The 21,482-nt window shown below is 63.1% G+C and carries 14 protein-coding genes; 5 read left to right on the top strand and 9 right to left on the bottom strand.

Annotated features, from left to right (window positions below):
• Positions 1 to 57 precede the first annotated feature (57 nt).
• Entirely contained in the window at positions 58 to 939 is an 882-nt protein-coding gene (gene pdxY, locus ASD01_RS18885; RefSeq protein ID WP_034800179.1) for a pyridoxal kinase PdxY, read from the bottom strand.
• Positions 940 to 1,224: 285 nt separating this feature from the next.
• Here pdxY and ASD01_RS18880 point away from each other — a divergent pair, with 285 nt between their 5' ends.
• A complete protein-coding gene (locus tag ASD01_RS18880) occupies positions 1,225 to 6,018 on the top strand; it encodes an NAD-glutamate dehydrogenase (RefSeq protein WP_034800165.1) in 4,794 nt (1,597 codons plus the stop codon).
• 132 nt (positions 6,019 to 6,150) lie between these two features.
• Positions 6,151 to 7,578 (top strand): MFS transporter, encoded by a 1,428-nt coding sequence (locus ASD01_RS18875; RefSeq protein ID WP_034800163.1) that lies wholly within the window; start codon positions 6,151 to 6,153, stop codon positions 7,576 to 7,578.
• A gap of 55 nt (positions 7,579 to 7,633) precedes the next feature.
• Here ASD01_RS18875 and purH read toward each other — a convergent pair whose 3' ends face one another.
• From purH to htpX, 4 genes are all read right to left on the bottom strand, one after another.
• Positions 7,634 to 9,244: a bifunctional phosphoribosylaminoimidazolecarboxamide formyltransferase/IMP cyclohydrolase gene (gene purH / locus ASD01_RS18870; RefSeq protein ID WP_034800161.1), complete on the bottom strand. Its 1,611-nt coding sequence runs from the start codon at positions 9,242 to 9,244 to the stop codon at positions 7,634 to 7,636.
• A gap of 223 nt (positions 9,245 to 9,467) precedes the next feature.
• On the bottom strand, positions 9,468 to 11,153 hold the full coding sequence (locus ASD01_RS18865; RefSeq protein WP_034800159.1) for a heparinase II/III family protein: 1,686 nt from the start codon (positions 11,151 to 11,153) through the stop codon (positions 9,468 to 9,470).
• Between the two features lie 213 nt (positions 11,154 to 11,366).
• Positions 11,367 to 12,779: an RsmB/NOP family class I SAM-dependent RNA methyltransferase gene (locus ASD01_RS18860; RefSeq protein WP_034800158.1), complete on the bottom strand. Its 1,413-nt coding sequence runs from the start codon at positions 12,777 to 12,779 to the stop codon at positions 11,367 to 11,369.
• Positions 12,779 to 13,738, bottom strand: coding sequence for a zinc metalloprotease HtpX (gene htpX / locus ASD01_RS18855; protein WP_034800156.1), 960 nt, complete (start codon positions 13,736 to 13,738; stop codon positions 12,779 to 12,781). Before htpX ends, ASD01_RS18860 begins: the two co-directional genes overlap by 1 nt.
• Positions 13,739 to 13,863: 125 nt before the next feature.
• Between htpX and ASD01_RS18850 the strand changes: the two genes are divergently transcribed.
• Positions 13,864 to 14,064 carry a DUF1674 domain-containing protein gene (locus ASD01_RS18850; RefSeq protein WP_034800155.1) on the top strand — a complete coding sequence of 67 codons (201 nt, stop codon included), beginning with the start codon at positions 13,864 to 13,866 and terminating at the stop codon, positions 14,062 to 14,064.
• 124 nt (positions 14,065 to 14,188) lie between these two features.
• Here ASD01_RS18850 and acs read toward each other — a convergent pair whose 3' ends face one another.
• Complete coding sequence (gene acs, locus ASD01_RS18845; RefSeq protein ID WP_034800154.1) at positions 14,189 to 16,138, bottom strand: acetate--CoA ligase; 1,950 nt, start codon at positions 16,136 to 16,138, stop codon at positions 14,189 to 14,191.
• Between the two features lie 227 nt (positions 16,139 to 16,365).
• Here acs and ASD01_RS18840 point away from each other — a divergent pair, with 227 nt between their 5' ends.
• Positions 16,366 to 17,067, top strand: a complete 702-nt coding sequence (locus tag ASD01_RS18840) for a DUF1013 domain-containing protein (RefSeq protein WP_034800153.1) — start codon at positions 16,366 to 16,368, stop codon at positions 17,065 to 17,067.
• Positions 17,068 to 17,142: 75 nt separating this feature from the next.
• Here the strand turns inward: ASD01_RS18840 and ASD01_RS18835 are convergent, their stop codons facing one another.
• Positions 17,143 to 17,529 (bottom strand): ectoine synthase, encoded by a 387-nt coding sequence (locus tag ASD01_RS18835; protein ID WP_034800152.1) that lies wholly within the window; start codon positions 17,527 to 17,529, stop codon positions 17,143 to 17,145.
• Between the two features lie 140 nt (positions 17,530 to 17,669).
• Between ASD01_RS18835 and ASD01_RS18830 the strand changes: the two genes are divergently transcribed.
• Complete coding sequence (locus ASD01_RS18830) at positions 17,670 to 18,539, top strand: LysR substrate-binding domain-containing protein (protein WP_418235957.1); 870 nt, start codon at positions 17,670 to 17,672, stop codon at positions 18,537 to 18,539.
• A 43-nt stretch (positions 18,540 to 18,582) separates the two neighbouring features.
• Here the strand turns inward: ASD01_RS18830 and ASD01_RS18825 are convergent, their stop codons facing one another.
• Both ASD01_RS18825 and ASD01_RS18820 read right to left on the bottom strand, forming a co-directional pair.
• On the bottom strand, positions 18,583 to 20,490 hold the full coding sequence (locus tag ASD01_RS18825) for a propionyl-CoA synthetase (RefSeq protein WP_034800151.1): 1,908 nt from the start codon (positions 20,488 to 20,490) through the stop codon (positions 18,583 to 18,585).
• Positions 20,491 to 20,602: 112 nt separating this feature from the next.
• Complete coding sequence (locus tag ASD01_RS18820) at positions 20,603 to 21,262, bottom strand: YggS family pyridoxal phosphate-dependent enzyme (protein WP_034800150.1); 660 nt, start codon at positions 21,260 to 21,262, stop codon at positions 20,603 to 20,605.
• Between the last annotated feature and the right edge of the window lie 220 nt (positions 21,263 to 21,482).

The following is a 21,482-nucleotide window of genomic DNA, read 5'->3' as shown; positions in this document are numbered from 1 at the left end:
CGCGATCTAAAATTCAATCCACGATGCCATAGGGGTGGCGGTCCGTGAACAGCTTCTTCACTTGCGCCGCATCTGATTCGGATGAACCAGTCGGCGCATCTGCACCATCGCCATTGGCGTCGATAGGCTCGACGCGTCCTGCTCGATGGTCAGTTCATCCGCGCCGCGCTTGACGCTCCGCGCGATGATCTCAAATACGCTCGCAGTCGCCATCTGCAAGGCACGTTCCTCTGAAAGTCCTTCAAGGATCCGGGCGAGAAACACCGCCGCCAACAGGTCGCCCGTACCATTCGGCGGGTTTTCGACCAAACGATGTTCGGCAAGCAGGGCGTGGTTGCCCGAGAGAAAGAGATTACCGGTCCCGCCGCTCATCATCGGCACGGCAGACGTCACCAAGACGCGGGCCGGACCGAGGCCGAGCGCTGCGTCAAGGATCGCCGTGTTCGTCTCCAACGTCGCCCCGGCAAGCCAGGCAAGCTCGTAACGGTTCGGGGTCGCGAGATTTGCAAGCGGCAGCAACCGGTCGCGAATGGCAACCGCCGTGACTTCCGGCACATAGAGACCGCCAGCATCGCCGATCACGGGGTCGCAGGCGTAGATCAGTTTGGGATTGCGCTCCTTCAGCGCCGTCACCAGCCGGGCCACGCTTTCGGCCTGTCCGGCCGAGCCGAGGTAGCCCGAAAGCACGGCACGCACCTCTCCGGCCCAGGGTGCTGCCATGAGGTCATCGATCACCGACCCGAAATCCTGATCGGAAATGGTGACCCGCGTCGAGCGGCCGTGGCCCGGATGCCAGGGGAGGATGACGGTCGGGAGGGCCCAGACTGGATGCCCCAGAGTTTCAAGCGCGAAGACCACGGCCCTGTTGCCCACCTTGCCGCGCACGACATGGCTAGAGATGACGATGACGGCGCCGGGCAGGGAAGGCATTTCGGGCATCGACCAGTCCAATCCTACGATCTCGAAACTCTGTTCACCCGACTGTCACCCCCCTGTCAACAGCCGATGGCAGATAGGCTCCGGAGAAGCCTCTGGCGTTTTCGTGCTTTTTCTTCGATTTTCGAGCAATTTTCGCGAAATTACCTTCGATTTAAATGGATTTAAGCTGTTTTCACGTGAAATTCTCCGATTTTGGGCTCGATTTTGCCGAAATCAGCGTAAAAAGCGGTCGCCATTAGCCATGGTTCTGATAGGGTTTGGCCTATCATGAATGGGAGAGACTTCATGGGCGTGAAATACAATCCGAAGCGGGACAGACACATCGACGCAGCGAAGGCGGCCGCCATCAAACTGGGCGTCGAGGCGCTGGCGCCGGAGATCCTCTTCGGTGGGGCCAGCAACGATGACCTCGATCTCTATTCGGCGGACATGCTGGCGCTGACGGCCGCCCATGCCTATCAGGAACTCGCCCGCTGGGATGGCGGCAAGCCGCAGGTTTCCGTCGAATCCGTCGCCGGTGTAGCACCTGGCGGCACCGAGGTGTCGATCATCGCGGTCACCGAACGCAACATGCCGTTCCTCTATGATTCGGTCATGGGGGAAATCACCAGCACGCACCGTGACATTCACCTCGCGATCCACCCCATCCTGGTCAAGGAACCGGGCAAGCCGGCAAAGCTCTTCGATCCCGAAGAGGAAAGCGATCCGTCGCACCGCGTCAGCCATATCCAGATCCATCTGACGAAGCTCGCGCCGGTCGAGGCCGAACAGCTCAGCAACCGCATTCGCGACGTGCTGGAGCAGGTGCACCAGGCTGTGCACGACTGGCCAGCGATGACCGCGCTGCTCGATCATGCGATGCAGGAGCTGGAGGCCTATAACGCCTCGCGCAAGAAGAGCGACCGCGACGAGGCGCTCGCCTTCCTCCGCTGGCTGCGTGACAACAACTTCACCTTCCTCGGCATGCGCGAATACACCTATTCCGGCAAGGGCGGAAAGGCGATGGTCGAGCGCGGCAAGGGCAGGGGCCTCGGCATGCTCTCCAATCCCGATGTGCGCGTGCTGCGCCAGGGCAAGGACGCGGTGCTGACTACGCCTGAAATTCTCGCCTTCCTCGAAAGCCCGGATTTCCTGATCGTCACCAAGGCCAACGTCAAATCGGTCGTCCATCGCCGCGCCTATATGGATTATATCGGTGTCAAGCGCTTCGACGCCGACGGCAATGTCGCCGGAGAACTGCGCATCGTCGGCCTCTTCACCTCCTCGGCCTATACCCGCCAGGCGGCCGAGATCCCGCTGCTGCGCCACAAGATCGAAAAGATCGTCGATCACTTCGGCTACGATCCGCAGAGCCATTCCGGCAAGATGCTCGACAACACGCTCGAATCCTATCCGCGCGACGATCTCTTCCAGATCGATGTCGGCCTGCTCGCCGCTTTCTGCGAACAGATCAACGAACTCGGCGACCGGCCGCGCATCCGCGTGCTGCCACGCATCGACCATTTCGACCGCTTCGTCTCGGTGATCGTCTTCGTGCCGCGCGAACAGTACGATTCGGATGTGCGCGAAAAGATCGGCGACTACCTGAAGACGGTCTATGACGGTCGCGTCTCCGCCTACTACCCGGCCTTCCCGGAAGGGGGCCTTGCCCGCGTCCACTTCATCATCGGCCGCTCCGCCGGCAAGACGCCGCGCATTCCGCAGGCCAAGCTCGAAGAAGCCGTTCGCGGCATCGTCACCCGCTGGATCGACCGGTTCGACCTGCTTGCCCGCAAGGACGGCATCGAGCTCGATGTCGACAATGCCTACCAGTCGTTCTTCACGCCGGCTGAAGCCTATGCCGATCTGGCCGACATCGCCGCCTGCAAGGGCCCGGATCCGATCCGCATCGAGTTCTACCACTATCCCCGCGCCGTCTCGCGGCCGGACACGGCCGAGCTCAAGATCTTCCACGCCAGCGAACCAGTGTCGCTTTCGCGCCGCGTACCTTTGCTTGAAAACCTGGGCTTCCGGGTCATCAGCGAACAGACCTACGACATCGGCGTCAATGCCCATGGCGAAGAGAAGCGCAAGGTCGTGCTGCACGACATGGAGCTGATCCATCGCGATGGCCTTGCGCTGAATCTCGAAAAATCCGGCCCGGCGCTGGAAGAGGCGTTCCTGGCCGCCTGGAACGGCGCGATCGAGGACGACAACTTCAACCGGCTGATCCTGCTTGCGGGCCTCAACGCCCGCGAAGTGACGGTGCTGCGCGCCTATGCCCGCTATCTGCGACAGGCCGGCATCACCTACTCTCAGGGCTATATCGCCGACACGCTGAACAAGTATCCGGCGATTGCCGCCGATATCTTCAAGCTGTTCGTGACCCGCATGGATCCGAAGCTCGAGGAAAAGCCGCGCGCCAAGAAGTGCAACGCGCTGCTGTCGGCGATCGAGGACGCGCTCTCGGCCGTTCCGAGCCTCGACGAGGACCGGATTCTGCGACGCTACGTCAACGCGATCGAAGCGACGCTCCGGACCAACTACTTCCAGCATGACGCCGACGGAAAACCGCGCGCAGTCCTCGCCTTCAAGCTGGACCCGAAGCAGCTCGACGGTCTGCCGGAACCGCATCCGTTCCGCGAAATCTTCGTCTACGGCACCGAGGTCGAAGGCGTGCACCTGCGCTTCGGCAAGGTCGCCCGCGGCGGCCTTCGCTGGTCGGACCGCGCCCAGGACTACCGCACGGAAGTGCTCGGTCTGGTGAAGGCGCAGCAGGTCAAGAACGCCGTTATCGTGCCCGTCGGCGCCAAGGGCGGCTTCTATCCGAAGCTGCTTCCGGTGGGCGGCACCCGCGACGAAATCTTCAAGGCCGGCACCGAAGCTTACAAGACCTTCATCCGCACGCTGCTGTCGGTCACCGACAACATCGTCGGCCAGGATGTCGTACCGCCGGCCGACACGCAGCGCCATGACGGCGACGACCCTTACTTCGTCGTTGCTGCCGACAAGGGCACCGCGACCTTCTCCGACACGGCCAACGGCCTTGCACAGGAAGCGGGCTTCTGGCTCGACGACGCCTTCGCATCGGGCGGTTCCGCCGGCTACGACCACAAGAAGATGGGCATCACCGCCCGCGGCGCCTGGGAGACCGTCAAGCGGCACTTCCGTGAGATGGACACCGACATCCAGACGACGCCCTTCACCGTTGCTGGCGTTGGCGACATGTCGGGCGACGTCTTCGGCAACGGCATGCTTCTGTCCGAGAAGATCCGCCTCATCGCAGCCTTCGATCATCGCGATATCTTCATCGATCCGAATCCGGATATCGATGGGTCCTTTGCCGAGCGCAAGCGCATGTTCGACCTGCCGCGTTCGAGCTGGCAGGACTATGACCGCAAGACGCTTTCGAACGGCGCGATGATCATCTCGCGTGCCGAGAAGTCGGTGACGTTGACGCCTGAGGCGATGGCCGCCATCGGCCTCGACAAGCAGAAGGCAACGCCCTTCGAGATCATGAACGCGATCCTGAAGAGCCAGGTCGACCTGCTCTGGTTCGGCGGTATCGGCACCTATGTGCGCGGCAGCAACGAAACGGACGCCGAAGTTGGCGATCGCGCCAACGACGCCATTCGCGTGGCAGCCGAAGAGGTCCGCGCCCGCGTCATCGGCGAGGGCGCCAACCTCGGCGTCACCCAGAAGGGCCGCATCGGCTTCGGCCTCAATGGCGGCCGCTGCAACTCGGATGCCATCGACAATTCGGCGGGCGTCAACTCCTCCGACGTCGAGGTCAACATCAAGATCGCGCTGGCTTCCGCCATGCGCGATGGTCGCCTGACCCGTCCGAAGCGCAACACGCTGCTCGCCTCGATGACCGAGGAAGTGGGCCACCTAGTGCTGCGCAACAACTACGAGCAGTCGCTGGCGATCTCTCTGACCGCCATGCAAGGGCTCGGCAACCGCACGACGCTCGGCCGGCTCATGACCCGGCTGGAGGCCGACGGCCATCTCAACCGCAAGGTCGAGACGCTGCCGACCGACCAGGCCATGACCGAGCGTTACCAGGCGGGCAAGCCATTGACCCGCCCGGAGATCGGCGTGCTGCTCTCCTACTCCAAGCTCGTTCTCTTCGATGAGCTGATTGCGAGCGAGCTGCCCGACGATCCGTACTTCACGGCGACGCTCGAGCGTTACTTCCCGGGCAAGATGCGCAAGGCCTATGCCGGCGATATCCACGGTCACCGCCTGCGCCGCGAAATCATCGCGACGATCCTCGCCAACGAGGTCATCAACCGCGGTGGTCCGGCCTTTGTCTCGACCCTGACGGACGCCACCGGCTTCCTCTCGGCCGACGTCGTCAAGGCGGCGGTGCTGGCGCTCGACGGCTTCGACCTGCCGCGGATCTATGACGAGATCGACGCGCTCGACAACAAGATCAGCGGCGGCCTGCAGAACATCCTCTACCAGGAAGTCGGCCGCATCTTCACGCTCGTCACCGAGCGGGCGCTGCGCACCCATGCGGCGACCGGCTCGGTCTCCGAGGCCGTATCGCGCCTCGGCGACGGCCTGCAGAAGCTGCGTGCGACCATGCGCACTGCAGTGTCCGGCGAGAGCGCCGAAGAAGCCCGGTTGAAGACGGCAGCCTTCGTCGAGGGTGGCGTTCCCGCCAAGCTCGCCGAGGAAATCTCGGAACTGGCGCTGATGACGCTGGTGCCCGAGATCATGCAGATTGCCGCAGAAACCGGCGAGACGCTGAGCCGCACGGCGCAAGGTTATTTCGCCGTCACCGACACGCTTCGCATCAACCGTCTGCTGGCGGCATCCGATCGCGTTCCGGCAACCGAGCAGTTCGAGGCCATGGCTCTGTCACGCGCCGTATCCGATATCGCGGCGGCACGCCGGGATATCACCGCGGCAGCCCTGCGCGAGCAGAAGAAGGAGCGCAACCCGGTTGCGGCCTGGGAAGAAAGCGAGCGCGTCCGTGTCGCCCAGGCGACTGGCCAGCTGCGCCTTCTGACCGAGAAGGGTGAAACGACGCTTGCCAAGATCACCGTCGCTGCAGGTCTCCTCAACGACCTGGCACGCGGAAGGGCCAAGTAACGGTACCAAAGAGGATGCGGGCAGTTTTTTCGCCCGCGTCCGGTTCCAGACCTTTTGGAATCGGTTCAATTGAAGATAGGCTGCGCCGCGCGTTCGAGGGGACGCGTGGCGCAGTCGTTTCGGGAGGGGACTTTGCAGATTTCGGCCGGGGGGACTGAAGACCAGCCACGCACGTCCCGTGCGGGCATCGGCGGCTGGATGCTGTTCGACTGGGCCGCGCAGCCCTTCTTCACCGTCATCACGACCTTCATCTTCGGCCCCTATTTCGTATCGCGGCTGACGGAGGACCATGCGGTCGGCCAGGCGATGTGGGGCTACACGCTCACGGTTTCGGGCATCATCATCGCGGTTCTTTCGCCGGTGCTCGGCTCGATCGCCGACGCCACCGGGCCGCGCAAACCCTGGATCGCCTTCTTCGCCGTCATCAAGATCGCATCGCTGGCTATGCTCTGGTTCGCAGCCCCCGGCTCGCCGATCCTCTATCCGGCGATCTTCATGATCCTCGCGACGGTCGCGGCCGAGTTCTCGATCGTCTTCAACGATTCGATGATGCCCCGTCTGGCGCCGGAGAAGGACGTGGGGCGCATTTCCAACATCGCCTGGGGGCTCGGCTATCTCGGCGGCATGATCGTGCTGGTCGCCGTCGTGGCCTTGCTTGCCGGAAGTCCTGAGACCGGCAAGACGGCGCTTGGCATCGACCCTCTGTTTGGCCTGGATCCGGCAAAGGGGGAGGATGCACGCATCACCGGCCCGATCTCCGCCGTCTGGTACCTCGTCTTTATCCTGCCGATGTTCCTGTTCACGCCCGATGCCACCAAGGCGGCAATGTCGCTCGGCAAGGCAACCGTCACTGGCCTCAGGGAGCTCAAGGGCACGCTCGTCGAGCTTCGGGAAAGGCGTGGGATCCTGCGCTTCCTGATCGCGCGCATGGTCTTCCAGGACGGCGTCAATGGTCTGCTGGCACTCGGCGGCACCTTCGCGGCCGCGATGTTCGCCTGGCAGACCCTGGAGCTCGGCGTCTACGGCATCATTCTCAACGTCGTCGCGATCGGCGGCTGCCTCTGCGCCAGCTGGCTGGATGCGCACCTTGGCTCCAAGGTGATCGTCACCGCCAGCCTGATCTGCCTGACGATTGCCACGATCGGCATCGTCTCGACAGGCCCCGGCTTCACGCTGTTCGGGCTGCTGCCGCTGTCGATGGAAGATACCGGCGGCCTGTTCGGCACGGCCGCCGAAAAGGCCTACATTCTCTACGGCCTGCTCGTCGGTGTCGCCTTCGGCCCCGTTCAGGCCTCGTCGCGCTCCTACCTCGCCCGCAGCGTCAGCCTCGACGAGGCCGGTCGCTACTTCGGCCTCTATGCGCTGTCCGGCCGGGCCACCTCGTTCCTCGCCCCCGCATCCGTTGCCACGATCACGCTTGCCACCGGCTCGGCACGGATCGGCATGATGGCGCTGATTGCTTTTCTGGTGATCGGCCTGCTGATCCTTCTGCGCACGCCCTATCCGGCCGATGACGGTCGCAAAAAAGCCGCCGCATCCTGGGGAAGCGACGGCTTCTGACTGTTGGGCCTTAGCGGCCAATTCCGGACAGACGCCCAGCGCCCGCCCGACGATCTTAGTGGCGGAAGTGGCGCATGCCAGTGAAGACCATGGCGACGCCATGCTCGTTCGCAGCCGCAATCACCTCTTCGTCACGCATGGAGCCGCCCGGCTGGATGACGGCCGTAGCACCCGCGGCGATCGCCGAGAGCAGGCCGTCGGCAAACGGCAGGAAGGCTTCGGAGGCAACGGCCGAACCCTTGGTGAGCGGCGTTGCAAGGCCCAGCGCTTTTGCGGCTTCTTCGGCCTTGATCGCGGCGATGCGGGCGGAATCGACACGGCTCATCTGGCCGGCGCCGATGCCGGCCGTCTGGCCGTCCTTGGCATAAACGATCGCATTCGACTTCACGTGCTTGGCCACCTTGAAGGCGAACTTCATGTCTTCGAGTTCCTGGGGCGTCGGCGCGCGCTTGGTGACGACCTTGAGTTCGAGATCCTCCACCATGCCGTTGTCGCGCGTCTGCACGAGCAGGCCGCCCGAGACGGTCTTTGCGGCAAGACCCGGAATGCGCGGATCCGGCAGGCCACCGGTCGCAAGCAGACGCAGGTTCGGCTTGCGGGCAATCACGGCCTTGGCCGCATCGCTGACCGAAGGCGCGATGATCACTTCGGTGAAGAGCTTGACGATCTCTTCGGCCGTCTCCGCATCGAGCTCCTGGTTGAGCGCGATGATGCCGCCGAAAGCCGAGGTGGAATCGCAGGCAAGCGCCCGGCGATAGGCTTCGGCAAGCGTTGGCGCGGTCGCGACGCCGCAAGGGTTGGCATGCTTGATGATCGCGACCGCCGGTGCCTTCTCCGGCAGGAACTCGGCCACCAGCTCGAAGGCGGCATCCGTGTCGTTGATGTTGTTGTAGGAGAGCTGCTTGCCTTGCAGCAGCGTCGCCGTGGCGACACCCGGGCGGTTCTCGCCCGTCAGGTAGAAGCCTGCCTTCTGGTGCGGGTTCTCGCCGTAGCGCATCTCTTCCTTGAGTACGCCGCCGATCACCCGGTGACGCGGCATCGGGGTGTCGAGCGCTTCGGCAAACCAGTTGGAAATGGCCGCGTCATAGGCGGCAGTCCGGGCATAGGCCTTGGCGGCCATCTTCTGGCGGAAGGCATAGGTCGTCTTGCCGGAAGCAAGCTCTTCGAGCAGCACCGGATAGTCGGCCGGATCGGTGACGATCGTCACATAGGCATGGTTCTTGGCCGAGGCGCGGATCATGGCCGGGCCGCCGATATCGATGTTTTCGACCGTCGTCGGGTAGTCGCCGCCCTTGGCCCTGACCTCTTCGAAGGGATAGAGGTTGATGATCGCGAGGTCGATGGCGGTGATGCCGTGCGTCGACATGGCCGCAACGTGATCGGCATCGTCACGAATCGCCAAGAGGCCACCGTGAACGCCCGGATGCAGCGTCTTCACGCGGCCGTCCATGACCTCGGGAAAGCCGGTTAGCTCGGAAACGTCGCTCACCGGCAGGCCAGCCTCGGAGAGTGCCTTGTGGGTCCCGCCCGTCGAAACGAGCCGAATGCCCTTTTCGTTAAGGGCGCGCGCGAGTTCGACGACGCCCGTCTTGTCGGAGACGGAGAGGAGGGCGGTGCGGACCGTAACCTCGTTCGGGGCGGGGATTTTCTTGGAGGCGACAGCCACAACCATGCTCCTTTGGCGGCGCCGGACGCCCCGGGAGGAAGCTCCGGCGGTTGAGATGGCTGCCCGTTAGCATAGCTTGCCGGGCGAAGGAACCTCGCCGGGCCTGAAGATCGCGATGAATCTGGATCGGATCGATCCAAATTCATCAATGCGATCGCTCCTGAAACGCGAACGGAAAACTTGAGGCGCTTTCTTGGGCGTGCCTGTCGTCAAGACAGAAGGCTCAGTTCGCGCGTGAAAACGTCCACTGGATCTCCGGCTGCTGCGCAATTGCAAAGGTCACCGTCAGCTGCTGCGAGGCCCGGATACCCGAAGGATCGGCAAAGAAGATATCCTCCTCGACGGCAAGGTCACCATCCTGGCAGGCAAACAGCCAGATCTCGCCATCGGGCGCCGTCAGGAAGATCTCGCGGGCGCTGTTCTGGCGAATGGCGACCGCCGGGTGAATGTGGAACCGCGCCACGGCAATCGCGGTATCGCTTGCCTCCGGGTCGCTGCCGTCGGCGTGCGACAGCCGGTCGCGACCGCGGACCATGCGACCGCCGTTCAAAACACCAATGCCACGCTCGTGGACCAGGCCGAAGGCGGCAAGATAGCCATCGTGGCTTGCGGTCACCGATTCGAGCCCGCCCGCTTCGTCCTTGCGGGCCGCCGTCACGTGCTTGACGCCCGACGTCATGATCGGTCCGAGAAAGCGCGATTGCGAGAAGCGCGACGACGACGTGTCGTTGACCGTCACGGTCGAATGGGCAGCCGTCATCCGCGCCATCTGGCGGAATCGCTCCCCGGCAAACTTCGGGGCGCCGGAATTGACGACGAAGCGCGTCTTGCCCGAGGACATTTCGAAGGACAGGCAGCCGGCATGGGCACTGCGCGACAGGTCTACGGAAAGCGGCCGGCCGGTGTCCATGATGACAACGGTGTTTTCCATGGCCATACGTTCGTAGTGGGCGTGCGGCAGCGAGCGGAAGGGTTCGCCGGCCGTCTCGTCATAGCGCAGCACCGACGCCAGTTCATGCGCCAGAACCGAGGTAGCACCATTAAACAGCGCGAGTTCGCCGCCCTGGTGCCGGAAGAAGCGCAGGGCAGGGTACATCCGGTCGATGCAGGGAATGAGGCGCGACGGCACGTCATGCCCGAGATTAACGTAGGTCTGGCGGAGTGGCAGCAGATCCAGCAACAGCTCTAGGCCCGCGCGCGGACTACGCGAGAAGTGGCTGCCGTCGGGCAGGATCTGGCGGTCGAGTTCGAGATCGAGATGGCGCGATGCCTTGCGGATGGCGCTCGGCGATGCCGGCATGGAAACCGACGCCATGGCAAGCGCAAGCCGCACCCGAAGCCTCTGCTCGCCGTCGCGCACGGTATCGGCGATATGCCTGAGATAGCGTACCTGCAGCGCCAGGCTCTTCAGGAAACGGCGGTAGAAGCCATGCTCGGCATTGCGCAGCACCACCGGCGAATGGGACAGCCAGGCGATGATGCGCTGCGCCATGATATCCGCATCCCAGGCGATGCCGCCGAGATCGCGTCCATGGGTGCCGATCCAGTCGTCGACGATCTGCCGCAGCCGGACGAAACCCGCATCCTCGCGGATCGCCCGCAGGTGCCGCAGCCAGCCGAAGGAATGCAGCCGGGCCGCAAATTCGCGCGACGGCAGATCGATCTCGAACGGCGACTCGCCCTCCGTGTCGAGCACGCGGCCGGCAAGAGGGAAGCGCCCGGCAAGAATTTCTTCCGCGACAAAGGGATCGACGGCCCTCAGATCCGTCGGCGCAACGATCAGGCGATTGGGGGTGGAGCCGGTAAAGCGCAGAGTGGAGACGCGCCCGATCGACAGGCGACGCGACACGCGGCGCCAGCCTTCACGCACATACAGGTAAGAAAGCCTTCGCCTGCCGGAAAACAACATCAACGCCGCCGGTTACCTCATTTCTGGCACGATCACTCACATCATCGGAGCGCGCCAGGACCTCGCGCCAGCGTCCGCATGGTGCCGCGAAGACCATTAAACTTTTATCAATCCTGCCATCTTTGATAGGCTTCCCGGTCGAAAGCGTCAAATGATGCGGTGAAACAGGGCCTTGAGGCCCGGTTCGAGCTGCTGAAAGCTCAGTTTGCGCTGTTATTTGCGCCGAATCACTGCCGCGTAGAAACCATCGAGGCCACTCGAAAACGGTGCATCGAGCGGCAGCATGGCCGGCGTCGTCCGCATTTCGCCGACCGGCGTGATCGCGTCCTCGAGCCCCGGCCAATCCGCTGCGGAAATAGGAACGCGCTCACAGTTATCGCCCGAACCGATAACCCGGGCAACGACCTCTTCGCCTTCACGCGGGTCGAGGGAGCAATTCGAGAAGACGACGGTGCCACCGGGGTTGACCACCGTCAGCGCATGACGAAGCAGCCGCTCCTGCAGGTCGGCAAGCTTTTCGATGTCTTCCGGTCCCTTGGTCCACAACACATCAGGGTGACGTCGTGTCGTGCCGGTCGAGGAGCAGGGAGCGTCGAGAAGCGCCGCATCGAACAGGGCTTCCGGCTGGAAGTCCGCCATGTTGACTTCCTTGGTCTCGGCCTCGAGCCCCAGCCGCTTGAGATTGCCCTTCAGCCGGCGCAAGCGGCTGCCGGACTGGTCCAGCGCCGTCACTTCGGCGCCGGCAAGAATGAGTTGGGCCGTCTTGCCGCCCGGTGCGGCGCAGAGATCGACGGTCCGCTTGCCCTTGAGGTCGCCAAACAGTCGAGCAGGGATCGATGCAGCCGCGTCCTGGACCCACCAGCCGCCATCATCGAATCCGGCTAAGGAAGGGATGGAGCCGGAGAATGCGCCGAGCCGCACAGAGCCGGTCGGCAGGACGGTGCCACCAAGCCGCTCGGCCCAAGCCGCAGGCTCGGATTTGACGGAAAGATCGATTGCCGCCGGCGTCAACTGCGCCTCGGCGATCTTCTCGGCCGCCGCTGCGCCGTAGTGGGCAATGAGGCGCTCGAAGAACCATTCCGGCATCGCCGGAATATGGCGCGTGCTTTCGAGAACGGCTTCCTTTTCGCGCGACAGGCGCCGCAGCACGGCGTTCACGAGATTGGCGAAGCGGCGGTTGCGCGGATCGTTCTGCGCCTGTTCGACGGCGAGATCGACGGCGGAATGATCGGGCACGTCGAGATAGAGGATCTGTGCCGCTGCCACGGCAAGCACATGCTCCAGCGCCCGCGCTCCCTCCGGCAGAGGCGTCTGCAGCAGCGAATTGATCGCAGCCTGCACGCGCGGGAGATGGCGAAGGGCGGAATTGAGTATTGCCCGGACCAGAGCGCGGTCGGCTTCGTTAAGCTCGCGATAGGCCGGGTTGCCGTGCTCGCTGTCGAGCATGCCGTCGAGCGACGTCTTGCGATCGATGACTGCTGCCAAGATCTTCGCGGCGGCCTGACGAGCCCTCAACCCCGGCTTCTCCGGACCACGCGGCGCCGGAGCGGGCTTCTTCGACTTCGCTGCGCCGCCGTTGCGGTGCGATCGTTTCGGACGTGAATCGTTGTTGTTTTCTGCAGACATCAGGACCAGGGACCTTTGGGCGGTTCGGAACCACCGCGACCCCATCCGGTAGAGGGCACAGAGCGCGATTTGCGCACGGGATTATCAGCACGAACCGGCGGCGTCGAGACCGAAGACATCTCCTGCGCCATCTGCTGCAGGGCCGCGATGCGGTTTTCGGTGTTCGGATGGGTCGAGAACAGGTTGTCCATGCGCTCGCCGGAGAGCGGATTGATGATGAACATATGCGCCGTTGCCGGGTTGCGCTCGGCATCGTCATTGTGGATCTGATGGGCGGCGCCTGCGATCTTCTGCAGCGCCGAAGCGAGCGCCAGGGGCTTGCCGCAAATCTCGGCGCCGCGACGGTCGGCCGAGTATTCGCGCGTTCGGCTGATCGCCATCTGCACCAGCATTGCCGCCATCGGCGCCACGATCATCGCGACAAGCGTGCCGATGAAGCCGAGCGGATTGTTGTTTTCACGGTTGCCGCTGAAGAAGAAGGCAAAGTTGCCGAGCATCGAGATCGCGCCGGCAAGGGTTGCCGTCAGCGTCATCGTCAGCGTATCGCGGTTCTGCACGTGCGCGAGTTCATGCGCCATCACGCCGGCGACCTCGTCATAGTCGAGAGCGTGAAGCAGCCCGGTCGACGCGGCGACCGCGGCATTCTCCGGATTGCGACCGGTGGCAAACGCGTTCGGCTGCGGGCTATCGATCACATAGACGCGCGGCATCGGCAGGCCGGCATTGCGAGCGAGGTCACGCACGATGCCGTAATATTCCGGGGCACTGCGCTCATCGACCTCCTGCGCGCGGTACATGCGCAGCACCATCTTGTCCGAGTTCCAGTAGGAGAAGAAGTTCATGCCTGCGGCCATGACGAAGGCGATCATCATGCCGCCCCGTCCGCCAATGGCGAAGCCTACCGCCATGAACAGGGCGGTCATGACTGCAAGCAGCATGGCGGTGCGGACAAGGTTCATCAGGAGGCTCCGGGTCGTCTACGTTTCACGTGAATCAGGGTTCCCGTCCGGGGAACGGCATCCTATATGATGGGTGCAAACACCCAATTCTTCAATATTGATGCTCGAATCCGGATACCGTTCAGATGCAGAACGACAATGACAACGCCGCCGACCGCCCGAAGAAGCCGCTGCCGCCCGCCGCTGTGCGGGCGCTGAAGGAAGCGGAAGAACGGCGTCAGGCGGAGATCAAGAAGGAACTGCCGCAGGAGATCGGCGGGCGCGGAGGTGAAGATCCAGCCCGTTACGGCGACTGGGAGATCAAGGGTCGGGCGATCGACTTCTAAGTTCGGGTCGGGCGCCCGCGCCTGCAACCGCGATCTGAATCCGGCTCACGAAATGGTTCGACGGCCACCTGGCGACGAGAGGAGAACCGCCGCACGTCCAAGAGACGCGCGGCGGTTTTCAACGTCAGGCCTTGTTCTGGCGGTTCGCGATCAGATCATCGACAACGGCCGGATCGGCGAGCGTCGAGGTATCGCCGAGCGCACCGAAGTCATCCTCCGCGATCTTGCGCAGGATGCGGCGCATGATCTTGCCCGAGCGGGTCTTCGGCAGGCCCGGAGCGAACTGGATCTTGTCCGGCGTCGCGATCGGCCCGATTTCCGAACGGACATGCTTCACCAAGGCGGCGCGCAGTTCGTCGTTGCCGATTTCACCAGCCATCAGTGAAACATAGCAATAGATGCCCTGGCCCTTGATCGGGTGCGGATAGCCGACGACGGCCGCTTCCGAGACGAGATGATGCGACACGAGCGCCGATTCCACTTCGGCCGTACCGAGGCGGTGGCCGGAGACGTTCAAGACATCGTCGACGCGGCCGGTGATCCAGTAGTAGCCGTCTTCATCGCGGCGGCAGCCGTCACCGGTGAAATACTTGCCCTTGTAGGTGGCGAAGTAAGTCTGACCGAAACGCGCATGGTCGCCGTAGATCGTGCGCATCTGGCCCGGCCAGCTGTCGATGATGCAGAGGTTGCCGTCGGCAGCACCTTCCAGAACATTGCCTTCGTTGTCGACGAGCTGCGGCTGAACTCCGAAGAACGGCCGCGTGGCCGAACCGGGCTTGAGATCGGTCGCACCCGGCAGCGGCGTGATCAGGATTCCGCCGGTCTCGGTCTGCCACCAGGTATCGACGATCGGCGACTTCTGCTCGCCGACGACGTTGTAGTACCACTCCCAGGCTTCCGGGTTGATCGGCTCGCCGACCGAACCGAGCAGGCGAAGCGACGAGCGCGAGGCGCGCTTGACGAAGTCGTCGCCGGCGCCCATCAGCGAGCGGATCGCCGTCGGCGCGGTGTAGAAGACGTTGACCTTGTGCTTGTCGACCACTTCCCAGAAACGCCCGGCGTCCGGGAAATTCGGCACACCTTCGAACATCACGGTCGTCGCCGCATTCGCGAGCGGACCATAGACGATATAGGAGTGACCAGTGACCCAGCCGACGTCGGCGGTGCACCAGTAGACCTCGCCATCGCGGTAGTCGAAGACATATTCGTGCGTCATCGACGCATAGACGAGGTAGCCGCCGGTCGTATGCAGCACGCCCTTCGGCTTGCCGGTCGAGCCCGAGGTGTAGAGGATGAACAGCGGATCTTCCGCCTTCATCTTCGCCGGCTCGCAATGCGGCTTCACGGTCGCGATTTCCTGGTGGTACCAGAGGTCACGGCCCGGTGCCCAGGCGGTCTTGCCGCCGGTGCGGCGCACGACCAGAACCTTGTTGACGATGACATGCTGCTTGGCCGCGATGTCGATCGCCGTATCGGTGTTTTCCTTGAGCGGGACCGGCTTGCCGCCGCGCACGCCCTCGTCGCAGGTGATGACGAAGGTGGACTCACAGTCGACGATACGGCCAGCAAGTGCGTCCGGCGAGAAGCCGCCGAAGACGACCGAATGGATGGCGCCGATGCGGGCGCAGGCGAGCATCGCATAGGATGCTTCCGGGATCATCGGCATATAGATGGTGACGCGGTCGCCCTTCTTGACGCCATGCTTCTTCAAGACGTTGGCAAGGCGGCAGACCTGCTCGTAGAGCTGGTTGTAGGTGATCTTCTTGTCGATATAGGGATTGTCGCCTTCCCAGATGATGGCAGTCTTTTCGCCATGCGTCTTCAGGTGGCGGTCGATACAGTTGTAGGAGACGTTGGTAAGGCCGTCTTCATACCACTTGATCGAGACCTTGCCTTTGAAGGACGTGTTCTTGACCTTGGTATAGGGCTTGAACCAATCGATCCGTTTGCCGTGCTTGCCCCAGAACTTTGCCGGATCGGAAACGCTCTCCTCGTACCACTTCAGGTAAGTGGCGTTATCAAGCAACGTCCGGCTCTTGGCAGACTTCAACACCGGATAGATTTTGGCGGACATATTTTCCTCCCTACGCATTCCTAGTGCGGTTCGCCCCTCCTAGGGCTCCCCCGTTTCGCGCACATTCATAGCAGGTCAAATGCCCGCCGCAATTAGACAAAAGGACATTTGGAACTGAAGAATTGCAATTTCGCGACAACGACGGTATAGAGGCCCACATTTCCCGGAAATCAGTGGTAGACTCCACGGCCCGCGACACCGGCGCGGCGGACAAAAGGACTATATCCATGGCTCAGCAACTGCTTATGCCCAAGGCGACCGCCGTCTGGCTGGTTGACAATACCGCGCTGTCCTTCGACCAGATCGCGCAGTTCTGCAAGCTGCACCCGCTCGAAGTGAAGGCGATCGCCGACGGTGAATCCGCGCAGGGCATCAAGGGCCTCGACCCGATTGCGACCGGTCAGCTTTCGCGCGACGAGATCGCCCGCGCCGAAGGCAACCCCAACCACAAGCTGAAGCTGTCCGAGCCGAAGGTTCGCGTACCTGATAGCAAGCGCAAGGGCCCGCGCTACACCCCGGTTTCCAAGCGCCAGGATCGCCCGAACGCCATTCTGTGGCTGGTTCGCAACCATCCGGAACTCAAGGACGCGCAGATCTCGCGCCTCGTCGGTACGACCAAGTCGACGATCGAGCAGATCCGTGAGCGCACCCACTGGAACTCCGCCAACCTGACGCCGATGGATCCGGTAACCCTCGGCCTCTGCTCGCAGATCGACCTCGACCTCGAAGTCGAACGCGCTTCCAAGGGCCGTCCGCTGCCGACGGCTGCCGAACTCGGCCAGACACTGGAATCGGCCCAGGAAACCGAAAAGCTGGGCTTCAGCTACGAGCGCGAGGAAGAGAAGGAAATCGACGCCGATGCCGTCTTCGCCAAGCTCAAGTCGCTGAAGTCGGACCGCAAGGACGAGGACGAAGACGATCAGTACTGATCGCCGTCCAGCCCAATGAAAAAAGCCCGGATCGACGATCCGGGCTTTTTTGTTGATCAGTGCTCAGCAACGTGCTCAGTAGGCCGAACCGGACGGGTCATCGAGGTTGTGGCGCTCGGTCCCCTTGAGCGGCGGATTGAAGACGCTGACGAGGACCAGATCTTCGTCCTTGCCGCCGCGCAAGAAATGCTTGTCGTGCTGGTCCAGCACGTAGATATCACCCTTGTTGATCGGGAAGACCTTGCCCTGCATGTCCTCGACCTCGCCGTGCCCGGCGATGCAATAGCAGGCCTCGAGATGGTTGCGGTACTCGAGCAGCGATACCGTTCCGGCGCGCACCACCGTGTGGCAGACGGTGAAACCCATACCGTCCCTCTCGGTGAGCAGGCGGTGGCTAGTACCGCTGCCCCACTCGACGAAATGATCAGTTGCTTCGATTTGCTGCAGGCTGCGGACGAACATGGGCCCCTCCATCTGTAAATATTCCTAATATCCGCCAACTGAAAAGCTCTCTCCCGCCTCGGTTGGAAGCCCAGTATCCGTTGACATCGACAGCCGATCAAACGACGATTCCTCAAGGATTTGATGAGGAAAACTTACAGATGATATTGCCCCCACTCGGCATGCTGCGTGCCTTCGAAGCCGCAGCGCGTCTGGCGAGCTTCTCCCGCGCCGGTGACGAACTGCATGTGACGCACGCCGCCATCAGTCACCAGATCCGGCTGCTGGAGGCGTGGTTCGGCCGGCCGCTCTTCATGCGCGAGAAGCGTGGGGTCAGTCTGGCGCCCGAGGCGGAGAACCTATCCGCCGTGTTGACATCGTCATTCGAGCGCATCGCCGCGGAAACGGAGTTGCTGCGGCTGAACGCCAAGGCGCAGTTGAGCGTTGCCTGCATACCCTCGATCGCCACGCGCTGGCTGATCCCGGCACTCGGCGAATTCCTGCAGCGTCACCCCGAGGTGGACGTCAAGGTCGTCTACGCGATGGCCGAGCAGCAATTGCGGGAAACCGGCTGCGACGTCCTCATCACGCTCGGCGCCGACAAGAGCGAGGGGACCCGCTCCGATCGGCTGTTCTCCCGCATCAATCGACCGGTTGCGAGCCCCCGTTATCTCGAGCGGAAAGGCGCGTTGAGGACACCAGAGGCAATCGCGTCTGCCGATCTGCTGCACGACGAAACGACGTCACGCTGGCGCGATTGGCTGGCAAGAGCAGGGCAGGAGACCACGCAGACGTTGCGTGGCCCGGTTTTCCAGGATTTCAATCTTCTGGCGACGGCGGTCATTGCCGGCCATGGCGTGGCGCTTTGCCCGGTCGAAGTCTTCCGCCGCGAAATCGAAAACGGTGACCTGGTGATCCTGTCCGATGTCGCCACCCTGGAGGACGAGAGCTACTTCCTGATCACCAAAGTCACACGCTCGAAGGCGGCAGCCAGTTTCGCCGATTGGTTCGCGGCCGTTGTGCACGCCTAATACGGAATGCACCTCGCAGATTCATGAGCCGGCTTAGCAATCGTTATACACCGATGCCGCGCCCTTGCAGCGCAACGGTGATTTCGTCGAGGATGACTGGATCGTCGATCGTCGCGGGCATCTTCCAGGGCTGGCGGTCAGCGATCTTCTGGATCGTGGCGCGCAGGATCTTGCCCGACCGCGTCTTCGGCAGCCGCTTGACGCAGATCGCCAGGCGGAAGGCGGCAACAGGTCCGATGCGTTCGCGCACGAGGCTGATGACCTCGCGCTCGATCTCCGACGTTTCACGGGAAACATTGGAGTTTATGACGAGGAAGCCGGCCGGGACCTGGCCTTTCAGGTCGTCGGCAATGCCGATCACGGCGCATTCGGCCACATCGGGGTGGCTGGCGCAGACCTCCTCCATCGCTCCGGTGGAGAGGCGATGGCCAGCCACGTTGATGATGTCGTCCGTCCGCGCCATGATGAAGATGTAACCATCCTCATCGAGGTAGCCGGCATCGGCAGTCTTGTAGTAGCCGGGAAACTCGTCGAGATAGGCCGCACGGAACCGATGGTCAGCATTCCAAAGCGTCGGCAGGCAGCCTGGCGGCAGCGGCAGCTTTACCACCACATTGCCGAGCGTACCGGCGCCAACCGGATGTCCGGCATCGTCGAGAATCTGGACGTCGTATCCCGGCAGCGGAACCGCCGGAGAACCGTACTTTACCGGCAGGAGCCCGAGCCCCATCGGATTTCCCGCCACGGGCCATCCCGTTTCCGTCTGCCACCAATGGTCGATGACGGGCACGCCGAGCGCGTTTTCTGCCCATTGGATCGTGTCGGGATCCGCCCGTTCTCCGGCAAGAAACAACGCGCGGAATTTCGACAGGTCGTACCGGCGAACGTGGGAAGCCTCCGGATCTTCCTTGCGGATCGCTCTCAGCGCCGTCGGCGCGGTGAACATCACCACGACGCCGTGTTCGGCAATGATGCGCCAATAGGTGCCTGGATCCGGCGTGCCGACCGGCTTGCCTTCGAACAGGATCGAGGTGCTGCCGTTGAGGAGCGGACCGTACACGATATAGGAGTGGCCAACGACCCAGCCGATATCGGACGCAGCCCAGAACACTTCGCCCGGCTGCACGCCGAAGAAATTCTCCATCGACCATTTGAGCGCGACCATGTGGCCGCCATTGTCGCGCACCACGCCCTTGGGCTGGCCGGTCGTGCCCGACGTGTAGAGCACATAGAGCGGATCGGTCGAGGCGACCGGAGTACAGCCGACCTCTTCTCCCGCCTGCTTGGCCGCCGCCAAAGCCGCAGCGAAATCGAGGTCGCGTCCCTCGGTCATGGCGGCTTCCGCCATCTCGCGTTGGAAGACGAGGCAATGGGCCGGCTTGTGGGTCGCGATGTCGAGCGCCGCATCCAGCAGCGGCTTGTAGGCCACGGTGCGCCCAGGTTCGATGCCGCAGCTTGCGGACACAATGAGCTTGGCCTGGCAATCGTCGATGCGTACGGCGAGCTCGTTGGCGGCAAAACCGCCGAAAACCACGGAATGCACGGCGCCGATGCGCGCAGCCGCCAGCATAGCAACCGCCGCCTGCGGGATCATCGGCATATAGATAATGATCCGGTCGCCCTTGCCAACGCCGAGTTTCCGGTAGACGGCGGCAAGCGCTGCTACATCGCCGAGCAGAGACGCATAGGAGATGCGCTCGACCCGCCCGGTGACGGGACTGTCATAGATGAAGGCGATTTGCTCGCCACGGCCCGCGGCCACATGGCGATCCAGGCAATTGTAGCAGGTATTGGTGATGCCTTCGGCGAACCAGTGCCCATAGATGCCAGCGTCCGCATCAAATGCACGTGCCGGTCTTTCAAACCAGTCGATCGCATTGGCGGCATTTGACCAGAAACTCTGCGGGTCCGATTTCCAGCCCGCGTACACGTCGGCATAGCGACTCGCCATGTCCGTTCCTCCCTGCGCATATTGCCGGACATGTCCGGCCTCCTCGTGCACAAGGATAGGCTAATGAGAGACGAGGGGAACCCCGACGAAAGCGGTATGTGACGAACGGACCTCAGCGCGCGCCGAAAATGGCCGAACCGACGCGAACGCCGGTGGCGCCGAACTGGACGGCCGTCTCGAAGTCGCCTGACATGCCCATCGACAGCTTCTCGAGCTTGCAGGCAGCAGCCAGCTTCGCGAGCAGGGCAAAATGCGGGCCGGGATTTTCTTCCACCGGCGGAATGCACATCAGTCCCTCGATCGAAAGACCCAGCTCGTTGCGGCAGAGATCCACGAAGGCAACGGTCTCCTCCGGCGCGATGCCGGCCTTCTGCGGCTCCAGCCCGGTGTTGACCTGGACGTAGAGCCTAAGCGCCCGGCCCTGCCTCTGCATTTCGGCCGCAAGCGCGCGGGCGATCTTCTCGCGATCGACCGTCTCGATGACATCGAACAGCGCGACGGCTTCCGCCGCCTTGTTCGACTGCAGCGGGCCGATCAGGTGCAGTTCGAGACCGGATGTCTCGGCCTTCAGCTCCGGCCACTTGCCCTGCGCTTCCTGCACGCGGTTCTCGCCGAAGACCCGCTGCCCGGCGGCAATCACCGGGCGGATGGCGTCGGCGTCGAAGGTCTTGGAAACAGCGACCAGCGTGACGGCACCCTTGGCGCGACCGGCAGACTTCTCCGCTGCCTGAACCCGGCTCACGACATCCTGCAACCGCTCTTGAACTTCCATGGACCTGCTCTCCGACACGGGATTTCCAAACCACTGACCGAGCGGCTTAGGCAAAGTTGAGCCGATTGCCAAGGCCGCTCCGCCATGGACAGGCTCAAATCCGCCAAAGTGTCGCGGCAAACCCTTCAAAAACTTGACCGTCAGGCGGTTTCGTGGTGAAGGTCACCCCAATTATCATGAGGCGCCACTATGCGCCGCAGAACTTCCGGAACATCGAAAA

The organism is Ensifer sp. Root423 (assembly GCF_001426275.1).
Taxonomy (GTDB): Bacteria; Pseudomonadota; Alphaproteobacteria; order Rhizobiales; family Rhizobiaceae; genus Ensifer; species Ensifer adhaerens.
Note: the sequence above shows the minus strand (reverse complement) of the source record. Positions and strands in the feature narration are given on the sequence as shown.

What these genes read in the sequence shown, in the direction of transcription:
- pdxY (WP_034800179.1), bottom strand. Translation starts at nt 939, where the DNA reads ATGCCCGAAATGCCTTCCCTGCCCGGCGCCGTCATCGTCATCTCTAGC.
- ASD01_RS18880 (WP_034800165.1), top strand. Translation starts at nt 1,225, where the DNA reads ATGGGCGTGAAATACAATCCGAAGCGGGACAGACACATCGACGCAGCG.
- ASD01_RS18865 (WP_034800159.1), bottom strand. Translation starts at nt 11,153, where the DNA reads ATGTTGTTTTCCGGCAGGCGAAGGCTTTCTTACCTGTATGTGCGTGAA.
- ASD01_RS18860 (WP_034800158.1), bottom strand. Translation starts at nt 12,779, where the DNA reads ATGTCTGCAGAAAACAACAACGATTCACGTCCGAAACGATCGCACCGC.
- htpX (WP_034800156.1), bottom strand. Translation starts at nt 13,738, where the DNA reads ATGAACCTTGTCCGCACCGCCATGCTGCTTGCAGTCATGACCGCCCTG.
- ASD01_RS18850 (WP_034800155.1), top strand. Translation starts at nt 13,864, where the DNA reads ATGCAGAACGACAATGACAACGCCGCCGACCGCCCGAAGAAGCCGCTG.
- acs (WP_034800154.1), bottom strand. Translation starts at nt 16,138, where the DNA reads ATGTCCGCCAAAATCTATCCGGTGTTGAAGTCTGCCAAGAGCCGGACG.
- ASD01_RS18840 (WP_034800153.1), top strand. Translation starts at nt 16,366, where the DNA reads ATGGCTCAGCAACTGCTTATGCCCAAGGCGACCGCCGTCTGGCTGGTT.
- ASD01_RS18835 (WP_034800152.1), bottom strand. Translation starts at nt 17,529, where the DNA reads ATGTTCGTCCGCAGCCTGCAGCAAATCGAAGCAACTGATCATTTCGTC.
- ASD01_RS18830 (WP_418235957.1), top strand. Translation starts at nt 17,670, where the DNA reads ATGATATTGCCCCCACTCGGCATGCTGCGTGCCTTCGAAGCCGCAGCG.
- ASD01_RS18825 (WP_034800151.1), bottom strand. Translation starts at nt 20,490, where the DNA reads ATGGCGAGTCGCTATGCCGACGTGTACGCGGGCTGGAAATCGGACCCG.
- ASD01_RS18820 (WP_034800150.1), bottom strand. Translation starts at nt 21,262, where the DNA reads ATGGAAGTTCAAGAGCGGTTGCAGGATGTCGTGAGCCGGGTTCAGGCA.